This is a genomic window from Pseudomonas sp. NBRC 111131, from assembly GCF_001320525.1.
GTDB classification, from domain to species: domain Bacteria; phylum Pseudomonadota; class Gammaproteobacteria; order Pseudomonadales; family Pseudomonadaceae; genus Aquipseudomonas; species Aquipseudomonas ceruminis.
The window spans coordinates 390,669-404,393 of record NZ_BCBH01000001.1 but is presented as its reverse complement, the minus strand read 5'-3'; the positions used below and the strand labels follow the sequence as shown (position 1 = coordinate 404,393).

Sequence of the window (13,725 nt, the reverse complement as noted above, 5' to 3'; positions counted from 1 at the left end):
GGTGAAATATATTCGCCAGCCCTTTATAGTGGCCGATCACCCTCAATTTTACCCGAGCCAGATAAGTAGCCGAGCCACCATGTCCGAGCCACGTCAGATTCTCGTTACCAGCGCCCTGCCCTATGCCAATGGATCCATCCACCTTGGCCATATGCTCGAGTACATCCAGACTGACATGTGGGTTCGCTTCCAGAAGATGCGCGGCAACCAGTGCATCTATGTGTGTGCCGACGATGCCCACGGCTCGGCCATCATGCTGCGCGCCGAGAAGGAAGGCATTACCCCGGAGCAGTTGATCGCCAACGTCCAGGCCGAGCACAGCAGCGATTTCGCTGACTTCCTGGTGGATTTCGACAACTTCCACTCTACCCACAGCGAAGAAAACCGCGAGCTGTCGGGCCTGATCTACACGCGACTGCGTGAAGCGGGGCACATCGCCACCCGTTCGGTTACCCAGTACTTCGACCCTGAGAAGGGCATGTTCCTGGCCGACCGTTTCATCAAGGGTACCTGCCCCAAGTGCGCAGCCGAAGACCAGTACGGCGACAACTGCGAAAAATGCGGCGCCACCTATGCGCCGACCGAACTGAAAAACCCCAAGTCGGCGATTTCCGGCGCCACGCCGGTACTGCGCGACTCGCAGCACTTCTTCTTCAAGCTGCCGGACTTCCAGGCCATGCTGCAGCAGTGGACCCGTAGCGGCACCCTGCAAGACGCTGTGGCCAACAAGCTGGCCGAGTGGCTGGATTCTGGCCTGCAGGAGTGGGACATCTCGCGCGATGCGCCGTACTTCGGCTTCGAGATCCCGGGCGAGCCAGGCAAATACTTCTACGTGTGGCTGGACGCGCCAATCGGCTACATGGCCAGCTTCAAGAACCTGTGCGCACGCCGCCCGGAGCTCGACTTCGATGCGTTCTGGAACGAGGGCTCCAAGGCCGAGCTGTACCACTTCATCGGCAAGGACATCGTCAACTTCCACGCACTGTTCTGGCCAGCCATGCTCGAAGGCGCCGGCTTCCGCAAGCCGACCGCAGTCAACGTACATGGCTACCTGACCGTCAACGGCGCCAAGATGTCCAAGTCGCGCGGCACCTTCATCAAGGCCCGCACATACCTGGATCATCTGCAGCCCGAATACCTGCGCTATTACTATGCAGCCAAGCTCGGCCGTGGCGTCGACGACCTGGACCTGAACCTTGAAGACTTCGTGCAGAAGGTCAACTCCGACTTGGTTGGCAAGGTGGTCAACATCGCCAGCCGCTGTGCCGGCTTCATCCACAAGGGCAATGACGGTGTGATGGTTGCCGGCGATGCTGCGCCGGAGCTGACCGAAGCATTCCTCGCGGCTGCCCCGTCGATTGCAGACGCCTATGAAAGCCGTGATTTTGGTCGTGCCATGCGCGAAATCATGGCCCTGGCCGACCGCGCCAATGCCTGGATCGCCGACAAGGCGCCATGGTCGCTGGCCAAGCAGGAAGGCAAGCAGGATGAAGTCCAGGCCATCTGCGCCCAGGGCATCAACCTGTTCCGCCAACTGGTGATCTTCCTCAAACCGGTGCTGCCGGTGCTTGCGGCCGACGCCGAGGCATTTCTCAATGTCGCCCCGCTGGCCTGGAACGACCACCAGTCGCGCCTGGAAAACCACACGCTCAACCCGTTCAAGGCGCTGATGAGCCGTATTGAGCCGGCCAAGGTCGAAGCCATGGTCGCCGCCAGCAAGGAAGACCTGCTGGCATCCCAGGCTCAACCGCAGGCCCCTGCCGGCAACGGTGAGCTGGCCAAGGAGCCGCTGGCGGCAGAAATCGAATTCGACACCTTCGCCGCAGTCGACCTGCGCGTGGCGTTGATCGTCAAAGCCGAAGCGGTGCCCGGCGCGGACAAGCTGTTGCAGTTGACCCTGGACATCGGCGACGAACATCGCAACGTGTTCTCGGGCATCAAGTCGGCCTACCCGGATCCGTCCAAGCTCGAAGGCCGCCTGACCATGATGGTTGCCAACCTCAAGCCGCGGAAAATGCGCTTTGGGGTTTCCGAGGGCATGGTCATGGCCGCCGGCCCCGGCGGCGAAGAGATCTACCTGCTCAGCCCTGACAGCGGTGCCAAACCAGGCCAGCGCATCAAGTAACCCTCCTCCTGCCCCGGCCTCTGCGCCGGGGCAATTGCATTCCTGCCACATGGCCGCACATTCCCGGCTATCTTCATCTGCATGAATGACAACGTCCTGGTATTGGTCAGTGCCGCGCTGGTCAGCCATCTGCTTATGCAGCAACAGCCGATACCCCGGCTGCGCCTGCATGTGTATGGCCTGGCGTGCAGCCTGTCGATAGCGCTCGGGGTCATGGGCGGCCAATGGCTCGAACAGCTGATCGTCGTGCCATGGCAGTTGCAGGACCTGCGTTTGTTCCTGCTGTTGCCCTGGCTGGCATTACTTGCCTGGGGCGTACCGCAGGTGCTGGCAAAGGTCCGCCCTCAATGGCCCACTGTGAGCCTCACGGTGCCCTTCACAGGCACTATCGTGGCGCTGGGTTTGGCACTGCAGGTCATCGGCGATCAACAGGGCGGGTTGACCGCAGTGAAGTGGGGGGTACTGTCCGGGTTCGGTTTCTGGCTGGCCCTTGGGCTGTTCGACGACCTTCAACAGCGCAGTGACCACCCTGATGTGCCCAGGGCATTACGTGGCCTGCCTATCGCACTGCTTGGTGCCGGCGTGATGGCCATGGCATTTGCAGGGCTCAACGGATTGTTCGCACCATGAGCCTGATTCATGGCAAACCCTGACCCGCGCCTGCGCAACGCCATGGGCCAGGTGTTGCTGGCCTGCGCACCTGGCCTGCTGACCCTACTCTGGTTATACGGCTGGGGCATGCTCTTGAGCCTCGCATTGTGCGCAGCCACTGCGCTGTGCTGCGAAGCCGCCTTGTTGGGCCTGCGGCGTGAACCTGTCGCTGCCACCCTGAACGATGCAAGTGCCCTGGTTACCGCAGTGCTGCTGGCCATTGCCTTGCCTACAGAGGCGCCTTGGTGGGTGCCGGTAACGGCCACGGCCATCGCCATTGGCCTTGGCAAACACGCCTTTGGCGGGGTGGGCCGCAACCTGTTCAACCCGGCGATGGTCGGCTACGCCTTCGTGCTGTTGAGCTTTCCCCTGCAAATGAACCACTGGCCAGGGCAACAGACAGGTCTGATCGACAGCCTGCACCTGGTGTTTGGCGGTGGCGAGCAGATTGATGCCTGGGCCAGCCCCACGGTGCTCGACGGCCTGCGCCACAACCGCAGCCTGACCATCGACGAACTGTTTGCCAGCCACCCAGGGTTCGGCGTTTTTGGCGGCCGCGGCAGTGAATGGGTCAACCTGGCGTTCCTGTTGGGCGGGCTGTTCCTGTTACAGCGCAAAGTCTACAGCTGGCATGCGCCCGTGGGCTTGCTGACAGCGCTGTTCCTGTTCAGCCTGCTGGCCTGGAATGGCTCAGGCTCGGACTCCAACGGCTCGCCGCTGCTGCACCTGTTCTGCGGTTCAACCATGGTGGCGGCCTTTTTCATCGCTACCGAGCCGGTGTCCGGCCCCAAGGCAAGCCTGGCCAGGTTGCTGTTCGGCCTTGGCGCGGGCGCATTGATCTACCTCATCCGTGCCTGGGGGAGTTACCCGGATGGTACCGCCTTCGCCATCCTGCTCATGAACCTCGCAACCCCTGCCCTTGAACGTTTCGCGTCACAGCGTCAGCAGGCGACGCCATGAACCGCCCGCGTGCTGCTCGCGGTAACCTGCTGCTGCTGGCAGTCGCCGCGCTGGCGCTGGTGGCGACACTGGCCTGGCGGCAGGCTACGCGCGCTCCCATCGCAGAAGCCGAGCAGCACTTGCACGCACAGCAATTTCTCGCCGTTCTGCCCTCGGGCATTCATGACAACCAGCCGCTGGACTCCCCTGTCCCCCTCTCAGCGGACCAACCGCCGCGCAGCCGCATCATGGCCGCGTATCGCGCCACTCAAGGGACTATACCCACAGCCGTAGTCCTGGTAAGCCAGGTACAAGGCTATGCCGGCCCAATCCGACTGACCATGGCCATCAGCGCGGACGGGCGCCTGATCGGAACCCAGGTGATCGAACAACAGGAAAGCCCCGGGCTGGGGGGGCGCATCAGTGATGCTCAGGTGAACTGGCTGGCGCAGTTCGCCAACCGTAGTCTGACTGATCGCTGGGCACTCAGGCGGGATCACGGGGATTTCGACCAACTGGCCGGAGCGACAGTGACTTCACGCGCAGTGATCGACGCGCAGCAGGAAGCGCTGCGCTACTTTGACCAGCATCGCACACGGCTACTGGGAACCCCCGCCCATGAATAGATTCTGCTTGCTGGTGGCAGGCCTTGCGCCGCTGCTGGGCGCCACATCAAGCGTCGCTCAGGGCACGGCCATCGGCATGAGCATGCTCGTGTTGATCTTGGCCCACCAGGTGTTGCTGAGCCCGCTTCGCTCACAGCCCCAAGGTGCCAGATACTGGCTGGCGAGCCTGCTGATCGTGGCCGCCCTTGCCAGTTGCCTGCAGCTTTTGCTGCGCGCCTGGGCGTTACCGCTGGCGCTGGCGCTTGGCGACTTCCCGTTACTGATCGGCGTTCAATGCCTGGCGACAGACAGCCTGCTGCCGAACCAAGGGCGCTGGCGCCAGTTGCTCCGGTACTTGAGCGGGCTGTTGTTCATCAGCGTGCTGCTCGGTGCCAGTCGGCAGTGGCTGGCCGAGGGGCTGGGCCTGCACCTGGCCAGCTTGCCCTCAGGCGCACTGCTACTGCTCGGACTGCTCCTGGCCTTGTACAATTGCCTGCGTCCGGGCCCTGCCCGTCAAGGAAAGCGTTGACCCCATGAATGCCGCCAAACGCCTGGAGATCTTTCGCAGGCTGCACGAAGATAACCCCGACCCTAAGACAGAACTGGCCTATTCCACCCCTTTCGAACTCTTGGTCGCCGTGACCCTCTCCGCACAGTCCACCGACGTCGGCGTTAACAAGGCCACCGCCCGGCTGTTTCCGGTGGCCAACACCCCGCAAACCATCTATGCCCTCGGTGTCGAAGGGTTAAGCGACTACATCAAGACCATTGGGCTTTACAACAGTAAGGCCAAGAATGTCATCGAAGCCTGCCGTTTGCTGATCGAGCGCCACGGCGGCGAAGTACCGCAAACCCGTGAAGCGCTGGAAGCGTTGCCCGGGGTCGGGCGCAAAACGGCCAATGTGGTGCTCAATACCGCCTTTCGCCAACCGACCATGGCGGTGGATACGCATATTTTCAGGGTTAGCAATCGCACAGGGATTGCACCGGGCAAGACGGTGCTTGAGGTGGAGAAGAAGCTGCTGAAGTTCGTACCCAAGGATTACCTGCTCGATGCCCACCACTGGCTGATTCTGCATGGGCGCTACGTGTGCCAGGCGCGCAAGCCCCGTTGCGGCAGTTGCAGGATAGAGGACCTGTGCGAGTACAAGCACAAGACGTCTGACGATTGAGCCGATAGTGAAGTCAGAAGCATTTCGATTGAAAAAATCTTTTTTACCAGGCTCTGCTTTCTCGCTATAAGGACGGCCAATGGCCCTTTGGCTTGGAGCGACTTATGAGTACCGATAAAGACGACCTGGCGATCGAAGATGACTTTGCCCCGGCTGACGACGATGCCGAGCCTTCGGTAGAACCCGCGAAGACCAACCTGAGCAAGCGACGCACCATTGACAATCTTCTCGAAGAACGACGCCTGCAGCGCCAGCTCGCCGATTTCGACTATGACCTGTAGCCCTGACGGAAGGCCTCCCTTGCGGAGGCTTTCCGCGCACAGGGTCAAGTAAGGCCGTGTCGCTGGGCCAACTCGATCAGATCCACCAGCGAGTGGGCATTCAGCTTCAGCAACAGGCGGGTCTTGTAGGTACTGACCGTCTTGTTGCTGAGGTACATGCTGTCGGCGATCTCCTTGTTGGACTTGCCCCGCGCTAACTGCTGCAACACCATCATCTCCCTTGCCGAAAGGCGATCGACCATCTCCGTCTCGCTACCCCCTCCGGCTCGGCCACGTGATTTATGCAACGCCTGGTTGGGGAAATAGCTGTAGCCAGAGAGCACGGCCTTGATGGCGCTGAGCAGTTCGGTGAGCTCCTGCTGTTTGCACACGTAACCTGATGCGCCCGCCTGCATGCACCGCATGGAAAAATGCCCTGGAGCCTGCGAGGTCAGCACCAGCACCCGGCTGCCCGGGCTGGCCGATGCCATGCGGGCGATGACTTCCAGCCCGTCAAGCTTTGGAATACCGATATCCAGCACCACAATATCGGGCAGGTGCTCCCTAGTCAGCTGCAAAGCTGCTACGCCGTTGTCGGTTTCTGCAACCACATCGTAGCCATGCCGCTCCATCAGCATGCGAACAGCCAAGCGTATGACAGGATGATCATCCACGATAAGGACTTTATTCATGCGATATCCATTCATTCATTATTTGCTTTGACGACGTGTCACCATAACCGAGCCGAGCACTCAGTGGCGTGTCAATTTTTAGCAAGAATGCCTGAATAGATGGGACTTACATCGATCTAGGAAATATCCTACAAAAACAACTTACCAGCGCTGAAATAAAATTAAATTCAACGCGCTATCGAGCGCACGTGCCGCTCGGCCATTGTATGCCGCCCTGACAGTGCCACGCCCCACCCTGCCGGGATCAAGTTCCCATTGCGGAAAAAATCCATTATTTAGTTGAGGTGTACCCTAGGGTATTGATAGGAAAAACGCAGGAGGCCGCCACCATGCCCGCACCCCAACCCGTAGCTCCGCTGACGATCATCGCGATATTTGCCGGCATCATCGAGTCCTCTGCCCTGGCAACCCTCCCTTTTCTCAGCGAAGAAAGCCAGAGTCTCTATACTTGGTTTCTGGTCGGTTTTCCCTTTTTTTTGACAGCCTTGTTCTTCCTGACACTGAACTTCAACTATCGCTCTTTGTATAAACCCGACGACGCCGCCAAGGATGACCCCACTCAAGCCCCGTTGTTAACTGAAACTTTGGCGTTTTCCCCGCCCCAACAGGCGAACACCGAAAGCCGGCTCATACAGCCTCGTAACGCCTCAGAGCCAGTAACCATAATGCTTTGCGGCCCGGATGCGCAGAAGATAATTGAGCAGCATCTATTGCGCACACTTGCACAACCGCAAGTAATCGGAAGTGCCTGGCTATATTGCGACCTGAACAAGCACCAGTGCTTTCGCCTGTCGGTCAGTGAACTTCCGCATAACGCTACGGCGCTCATGAACTGAACAGCTACGCTCCAGATGCAAAAAACCCCGGCCTGAACCGGGGTCTGTGACAATGCATTTGGGGGAAGCTTAGAGCAACCCGCGGCCCTTGTTGGCAGCAATGCGCATACGCAGGGCATTGAGCTTGATAAAGCCCGCAGCGTCAGCCTGGTTGTAGGCGCCGCCGTCTTCCTCGAAAGTCGCAATGTTGGCATCGAACAGCGAGTCGTCCGACTTGCGGCCGACCACGATAACGTTACCCTTGTACAGCTTCAGGCGCACAACACCATTCACGTTGACCTGCGAAGCGTCGATCATCTTCTGCAGCATGAGACGCTCCGGGCTCCACCAGTAGCCGGTGTAGATCAGGCTGGCGTACTTGGGCATCAGCTCGTCTTTGAGGTGAGCGACTTCACGGTCCAGGGTGATCGACTCGATGGCACGGTGCGCCTTGAGCATGATGGTGCCGCCCGGAGTCTCGTAGCAGCCGCGCGACTTCATGCCTACATAACGGTTCTCGACGATATCCAGACGACCAATGCCGTTGGCACCCCCGATGCGGTTCAGGTCGGCCAGCACCGTGGCGGGGGTCTTCTCGACGCCGTCGATGGCAACGATGTCGCCATTACGGTAGGTAAGTTCGATGTAGGTTGCCTGGTCCGGTGCGTTTTCCGGCGAGACGCTCCAGCGCCACATGTCTTCCTCGTGCTCGGTCCAGGTGTCTTCCAGGACACCACCTTCGTAGGAGATGTGCAGCAGGTTGGCGTCCATCGAGTACGGCGACTTCTTCTTGCCATGGCGCTCGATCGGGATGCCGTGCTTCTCGGCGTAGTCCATCAGCTTCTCGCGGGACAGCAGGTCCCACTCGCGCCAAGGGGCGATGACCTTGACGCCTGGCTTGAGCGCGTAGGCACCCAGCTCGAAACGTACCTGATCGTTGCCTTTGCCGGTGGCACCGTGGGAAATGGCATCGGCGCCAGTTTCGTTGGCGATTTCGATCAGGCGTTTGGCGATCAGCGGACGGGCGATGGACGTACCCAGCAGGTACTCGCCTTCGTAAACGGTGTTGGCGCGGAACATCGGGAAGACGAAATCACGCACGAACTCTTCGCGCAGGTCGTCGATGTAGATCTCTTTGACGCCCATTGCCTGGGCCTTGGCGCGAGCAGGTTCAACCTCTTCGCCCTGACCCAGGTCAGCGGTGAAGGTAACCACTTCGCAGTTGTAAGTATCCTGCAGCCACTTGAGAATCACCGAAGTATCAAGGCCGCCGGAATACGCCAGTACGACCTTTTTTACGTCCGCCATGCCATCACTCCACGGGGTTGTACGGAAAAGGCCCGATTCTACCGGCGTTGCGGATAAATTTACAGTGGGGCGACAGCTTCTGACGACAAAGCGACAGTAACTGTCGAGGGCGCGACGCCCTGTCGCACTCAGGACGGATTCGTGGCGGAGGTGCTCGGTGCAGGGGCCGGGGCGACCGCTGCTGGAGTGGGGGCCGGGGCTTGCGCCGGCTGGGGTGCCGGTTGCTCGACCGGCGCGACACGGTCCAGCTCGATGTTGACACGGCGGTTGCGTGCGCGGTTGGCGGGGCTGTTGTTCTTCACCAGCGGGTAGCGTTCGCCATGAAAGCGCACAGTGATCTGCGCTTGCGGTACACCGTGCGCCTTCAGGTAGTCGGCAACCGCCAGCGCCCGGCGCCGCGAGGTATCACGGTTGGTCAGGCGATTGCCACTGTTGTCAGAGTGTCCATTGAGCTCGATGTGATTGACTGTCGGGTCTGCCTTCAGGTAGTCCAGAATCACATCCAGCCGTGCTCGGGCCGATGCATCCAGGTCGATGCCTCCCCCGGGGAAACCGACCTGGGTCTGGCGCACCTGATCGTAGTTCATCGCCAGCATCTTGCCGGTACACACCTGGTAATCGCTGTAGGCCTTGGCAAAGCTCACGGGCAGTACGCGGACCTCCATTGGGCGCCCGGCCTCGCCGGTGTAACTGCGCACCACGGTGCTGCGGCCATCGAGCAGCCCATTGATCAGGCGGCTGGCCTGGCCTTGCGATGAACTGAACAGTACGCCGCTGCGCGCCAGGCGCACCGCACCCAGGTTGATATCCGCACGCCCCGGCTGCCAGGGCGCGGCAGCGGCCAGCAACGTGGCCGTGCCTGCGCCCAGCAGATTACTGTCCGAACGTAGCTGGAATACCGGCTGCTCACCTGCCCGACGCACGAACTCACCGCTGCCGAACCCGTCGATGGGCTGGACAAGGCGGCATTCGAACTGGTCACCCTCGACTTTCCAGGCAATGTTTTCCATGCGGGTCTGGAAGGTCAATGCACCGGCTGGCAAGCTGGTGAGCAGGGTCAACAGGGCTAGGTAACGCTGGCGCACGGGCGGCTCCACTAATTTTGACGGCTTACCAGCAGGCTATCGGACGCAGACTGGAAAACTTGATAGCCGTGCTCGAATCGGGGTTTTCCGGTAGCATTGGGGCCTGAGTTCGACCCGCCTGGAATCCCCAATGTCCGATCGCCTGACCCTCCTGCGTCCCGACGACTGGCACATCCATCTGCGCGATGGTGCCGTCCTGCCCCACACCGTTGGCGATGTGGCGCGTACCTTCGCCCGTGCCATCATCATGCCCAACCTGGTTCCACCGGTACGCAACGCCGACGAAGCTGGCGCCTACCGCGAGCGCATCCTTGCCGCCCGCCCGGCCGGCAGCCACTTCGAGCCGCTGATGGTGCTGTACCTCACCGACCGCACCAGCCCCGAGGACATCCGCGCGGCCAAAGCCAGCGGCATCGTGTACGCCGCCAAGCTGTACCCGGCCGGCGCCACCACCAATTCCGACTCGGGCGTCACCAGCATCGACAACATCTTCCCGGCTATCGAGGCCCTGGCGGAAGTCGGTATGCCATTGCTGGTGCATGGCGAAGTGACCCGCAGCGAGATCGACGTGTTCGACCGCGAGAAGCGCTTTATCGACGAGCACATGCGCCGCCTGGTTGAACGGTTCCCAACGCTGAAAGTGGTGTTCGAGCACATCACTACCGCCGATGCCGCACAGTTCGTCACCGAGGCCCCGGCCAACGTCGGTGCGACCATCACCGCACAACACCTGCTGTACAACCGCAACCACATGCTGGTTGGCGGCATTCGCCCGCACTTCTACTGCCTGCCGATCCTCAAGCGCAACACCCATCAGGTGGCGTTGCTGGATGCGGCCACCCGTGGTAACCCGAAGTTTTTCCTTGGCACCGACTCGGCCCCCCATGCCCGTCATGCCAAGGAAGCGGCTTGCGGTTGTGCCGGCTGCTACACCGCTTACGCGGCCATCGAGATGTACGCCGAGGCCTTCGAACAGCGCAATGCGCTGGACAAGCTTGAAGGCTTCGCCAGCCTGCACGGTCCGGCTTTCTATGGCCTGCCAGCCAACACCGACACCATCACGCTGGTCCGCGAAGCATGGACCGCCCCAGAGAGCCTGCCGTTTGGCGAGCAGACCGTGATCCCGCTGCGTGCGGGTGAGCAACTGCGCTGGCGCCTGCTGGAGGACAACGCGTGAGCGAAGATCTTTACGAAGACGACCAGGACAACCAGCCCGGTAGCGGCTCGCGCCACCCAATGGCCGAGCGCTTCCGGGGCTACCTGCCGGTAGTGATCGATGTCGAAACGGGCGGCTTCAACAGCGCCACCGACGCCCTGCTGGAAATTGCCGCGGTCACCATCGGCATGGACGAGAAAGGCTTCCTGTTCCCCGAACACACGTATTTCTACCGGGTCGAGCCGTTCGAAGGCGCCAACATCGAAGCTGCTGCCCTGGAGTTCACCGGTATCAAGCTGGATCACCCTCTGCGCATGGCGGTGAGTGAAGAAAGCGCGCTGACCGATATCTTCCGCGGCGTACGCAAGGCGCTCAAGGCCAACGGCTGCAAACGGGCGATTCTGGTCGGCCACAACAGCAGCTTCGACCTCGGGTTCCTCAATGCGGCGGTGGCGCGCAACGACCTCAAGCGCAACCCGTTCCACCCCTTCTCGAGCTTCGACACGGCCACCCTGGCTGGCCTGGCGTACGGCCAGACCGTGCTGGCACGCGCCTGCCAGAGCGCCGACATCGACTTCGATGGGCGTGAGGCGCATTCGGCGCGTTACGACACCGAGAAGACTGCCGAGCTGTTCTGCGGCATCGTCAACCGCTGGAAGGAAATGGGCGGCTGGCGCGACTTCAACGACTGAGTCGAGGCCCTCCTCTCAGGCACTGGAGCCCTTGGATTCCAGGCATAAAAAAACCGGCCACCAAGGCCGGTTTTTTTATGCGCTTGGCAATTACAGCTTGCCAGCGTTCTCGCTCAGGTATGCAGCAACGCCTTCTGGCGAAGCGTTCATGCCCTTGTCGCCTTTTTTCCAGTTGGCCGGGCAGACTTCGCCGTGCTCTTCGTGGAATTGCAGGGCATCGACCAGACGCAGCAGCTCGTCCATGTTGCGGCCCAGTGGCAGGTCATTGACGATCTGCGAGCGAACCACACCGTTGGTGTCGATCAGGAAGGCGCCACGGAAGGCCACACCGCCTTCGGACTCAACGTCGTAGGCCTTGCAGATTTCGTGAGTGATGTCGGCCGCCAGGGTGTACTTGACCTGGCCGATACCGCCGTTGTTGACCGGCGTGTTACGCCAGGCGTTGTGGGTGAAGTGCGAGTCGATCGACACACCGATCACTTCAACGTTGCGGGCCTGGAAGTCAGGGATGCGGTTGTCCAGGGCGATCAGCTCGGACGGGCAGACGAAGGTGAAGTCCAATGGGTAGAAGAACACCAGGCCGTACTTGCCCTTGATGGCCGAAGCCAGGTTGAAGCTGTCGACGATTTCGCCGTTGCCCAGCACAGCCGGCACGGTGAAGTCGGGGGCTTGTTTGCCAACGAGTACGCTCATTGTAATCTCCTGATGAGGGTGAAGAACCGTTTGCCAGGCCAAGGCGGGCTTGCCCGACATCCAACAAAGGCCGACCATCATACACGGCTTCTCATGACAGGCCGAATCCAACCGCCGGTCGCTCAAGCACGGCCCTTTGACGAAGTGTTTTGACAAGCATTCTCATTACCATTACTCTCCAACCCATCGACTCAACCAGCGATGGTCCGACTTTATGTATGTGTGTCTATGTGTCGGCGTGACCGACGGACAGATCCGCGATGCGATCTATGAAGGATGCTGCAGCTACAAGGAAGTTCGAACCGCGACCAATGTCGCCAGCCAGTGTGGTAAATGTGCCTGCCTGGCCAAGCAGGTGGTCCGTGAAACCCTCACTGAGCTTCAGGTGAGTCAGCAAGCCGCCCTGCCCTATCCGGTAGAATTTACTGCCGCTTGATAATGCCGAATTTAAAGAGCCGGACCTCGCGTCCGGTTTTTTTATGCCTAGAATTCAATAAGTTAGCGCTCCAACGCGGTTCACAAACATTCTTATTCCTATTAATTTTCACTTATTATTCAAGAACTTAGGTTTGACAGCCCTTAGTATCGGGCTCAAACTTCCCTGTATTGGCACACTTCTACAGGGCAGGAACCCGCAATGAAAGGCGACGTAAGCGTCATCCAGCATCTCAACAAGATCCTCGGAAACGAGCTGGTCGCGATCAACCAGTACTTCCTGCACGCACGCATGTACGAAGATTGGGGTCTGAACAAACTCGGCAAGCACGAGTACAAGGAATCCATCGACGAGATGAAGCACGCTGACAAACTGATCAAGCGTATTCTTTTCCTCGAAGGCATCCCCAACGTGCAGGACCTGGGCAAGCTGCTGATCGGTGAGCACACCAAGGAAATGCTCGAGTGTGACCTGAAGATCGAACAGAAAGGCCTGATCGATCTCAAAGCCGCTATTGCCCACTGCGAAACCGTCGGCGACTTCGGCTCGCGTGATCTGCTCGAAGACATCCTCGAATCCGAGGAAGAGCACATTGACTGGCTGGAAACCCAATTGAGCCTGATCGACAAGATCACCATCGAGAACTACCTGCAGTCGCAGATGGGCGAAGAGTAATTTTCGCAGGCAATAAAAAACCCGCCTTGAGCGGGTTTTTTATTGCCTGCCAGAAAATCAGGCTTCGGAAGCCTTGGCCTTGGCGGCGGCTTCCTTGATCAGGGTCTGCAGCTCACCCTTCTCGAACATTTCGAGGACGATGTCGCTACCGCCGACCAGTTCACCGGCGACCCACAGTTGCGGGAAGGTCGGCCAGTTGGCGTATTTGGGCAGGTTGGCGCGGATTTCCGGGTTCTGCAGGATGTCGACGTAGGCGAACTTCTCGCCGCACTGCATGACGGCCTGCGAGGCACGGGACGAGAAGCCACACTGCGGGGCATTCGGCGAGCCTTTCATGTAAAGCAGAATGGTGTTGTTGGCAATCTGCTCTTTGATCGTTTCGATGATATCCATGTAGCACCTCGGCTGAACTTTCCGACGT

At 60.1% G+C, this 13,725-nt stretch carries 17 protein-coding genes; 12 read left to right on the top strand and 5 right to left on the bottom strand.

All coding sequences use genetic code 11. The features are described from left to right. Positions 1 to 79: 79 nt before the first annotated feature. From metG to APH34_RS29495, 7 genes are all read left to right on the top strand, one after another. A complete protein-coding gene (gene metG, locus APH34_RS01830; protein WP_054899459.1) occupies positions 80 to 2,125 on the top strand; it encodes a methionine--tRNA ligase in 2,046 nt (681 codons plus the stop codon). An 81-nt stretch (positions 2,126 to 2,206) separates the two neighbouring features. Next, entirely contained in the window at positions 2,207 to 2,755 is a 549-nt protein-coding gene (locus tag APH34_RS01825) for an Rnf-Nqr domain containing protein (protein ID WP_054899458.1), read from the top strand. A 9-nt stretch (positions 2,756 to 2,764) separates the two neighbouring features. Beyond that, the gene (locus APH34_RS01820; protein WP_054899457.1) at positions 2,765 to 3,736 is read left to right on the top strand and encodes an RnfABCDGE type electron transport complex subunit D; all 972 of its coding nucleotides are present in this window, start codon (positions 2,765 to 2,767) and stop codon (positions 3,734 to 3,736) included. Next, positions 3,733 to 4,341: an RnfABCDGE type electron transport complex subunit G gene (locus tag APH34_RS01815; protein ID WP_054899456.1), complete on the top strand. Its 609-nt coding sequence runs from the start codon at positions 3,733 to 3,735 to the stop codon at positions 4,339 to 4,341. The genes APH34_RS01820 and APH34_RS01815 overlap by 4 nt, the downstream gene beginning before the upstream one ends. After that, positions 4,334 to 4,849 (top strand): Rnf-Nqr domain containing protein, encoded by a 516-nt coding sequence (locus APH34_RS01810; protein ID WP_054899455.1) that lies wholly within the window; start codon positions 4,334 to 4,336, stop codon positions 4,847 to 4,849. The genes APH34_RS01815 and APH34_RS01810 overlap by 8 nt, the downstream gene beginning before the upstream one ends. A gap of 4 nt (positions 4,850 to 4,853) precedes the next feature. Continuing rightward, positions 4,854 to 5,492 (top strand): endonuclease III, encoded by a 639-nt coding sequence (gene nth, locus APH34_RS01805; protein ID WP_054899454.1) that lies wholly within the window; start codon positions 4,854 to 4,856, stop codon positions 5,490 to 5,492. A gap of 104 nt (positions 5,493 to 5,596) precedes the next feature. Beyond that, positions 5,597 to 5,773, top strand: coding sequence for a PA3496 family putative envelope integrity protein (locus APH34_RS29495; protein WP_054899453.1), 177 nt, complete (start codon positions 5,597 to 5,599; stop codon positions 5,771 to 5,773). Positions 5,774 to 5,817: 44 nt separating this feature from the next. On the opposite strand, the gene APH34_RS01795 is transcribed toward APH34_RS29495, so the two are convergent. Next, positions 5,818 to 6,444: a response regulator transcription factor gene (locus APH34_RS01795; protein WP_054899452.1), complete on the bottom strand. Its 627-nt coding sequence runs from the start codon at positions 6,442 to 6,444 to the stop codon at positions 5,818 to 5,820. Positions 6,445 to 6,773: 329 nt separating this feature from the next. Here APH34_RS01795 and APH34_RS01790 point away from each other — a divergent pair, with 329 nt between their 5' ends. After that, positions 6,774 to 7,280 (top strand): hypothetical protein, encoded by a 507-nt coding sequence (locus tag APH34_RS01790; RefSeq protein WP_054899451.1) that lies wholly within the window; start codon positions 6,774 to 6,776, stop codon positions 7,278 to 7,280. A gap of 69 nt (positions 7,281 to 7,349) precedes the next feature. On the opposite strand, the gene APH34_RS01785 is transcribed toward APH34_RS01790, so the two are convergent. Then, positions 7,350 to 8,567 carry an argininosuccinate synthase gene (locus tag APH34_RS01785; RefSeq protein ID WP_054899450.1) on the bottom strand — a complete coding sequence of 406 codons (1,218 nt, stop codon included), beginning with the start codon at positions 8,565 to 8,567 and terminating at the stop codon, positions 7,350 to 7,352. A 128-nt stretch (positions 8,568 to 8,695) separates the two neighbouring features. Continuing rightward, complete coding sequence (locus APH34_RS01780) at positions 8,696 to 9,652, bottom strand: OmpA family protein (RefSeq protein ID WP_054899449.1); 957 nt, start codon at positions 9,650 to 9,652, stop codon at positions 8,696 to 8,698. Positions 9,653 to 9,782: 130 nt separating this feature from the next. Here APH34_RS01780 and pyrC point away from each other — a divergent pair, with 130 nt between their 5' ends. Together pyrC and rnt are read left to right on the top strand one after the other, a co-directional pair. Beyond that, the gene (gene pyrC / locus APH34_RS01775) at positions 9,783 to 10,829 is read left to right on the top strand and encodes a dihydroorotase (RefSeq protein WP_054899448.1); all 1,047 of its coding nucleotides are present in this window, start codon (positions 9,783 to 9,785) and stop codon (positions 10,827 to 10,829) included. Between the two features lie 59 nt (positions 10,830 to 10,888). Continuing rightward, entirely contained in the window at positions 10,889 to 11,500 is a 612-nt protein-coding gene (gene rnt / locus APH34_RS01770) for a ribonuclease T (protein ID WP_371263286.1), read from the top strand. A 90-nt stretch (positions 11,501 to 11,590) separates the two neighbouring features. On the opposite strand, the gene APH34_RS01765 is transcribed toward rnt, so the two are convergent. Then, entirely contained in the window at positions 11,591 to 12,193 is a 603-nt protein-coding gene (locus tag APH34_RS01765; RefSeq protein ID WP_033702669.1) for a peroxiredoxin, read from the bottom strand. Between the two features lie 214 nt (positions 12,194 to 12,407). Between APH34_RS01765 and APH34_RS01760 the strand changes: the two genes are divergently transcribed. After that, entirely contained in the window at positions 12,408 to 12,629 is a 222-nt protein-coding gene (locus APH34_RS01760; protein WP_054899446.1) for a bacterioferritin-associated ferredoxin, read from the top strand. A 201-nt stretch (positions 12,630 to 12,830) separates the two neighbouring features. Next, entirely contained in the window at positions 12,831 to 13,304 is a 474-nt protein-coding gene (gene bfr, locus APH34_RS01755; protein ID WP_054899445.1) for a bacterioferritin, read from the top strand. 57 nt (positions 13,305 to 13,361) lie between these two features. Here bfr and grxD read toward each other — a convergent pair whose 3' ends face one another. Then, positions 13,362 to 13,697, bottom strand: a complete 336-nt coding sequence (grxD, locus tag APH34_RS01750) for a Grx4 family monothiol glutaredoxin (RefSeq protein ID WP_054899444.1) — start codon at positions 13,695 to 13,697, stop codon at positions 13,362 to 13,364. Positions 13,698 to 13,725 lie beyond the last annotated feature (28 nt).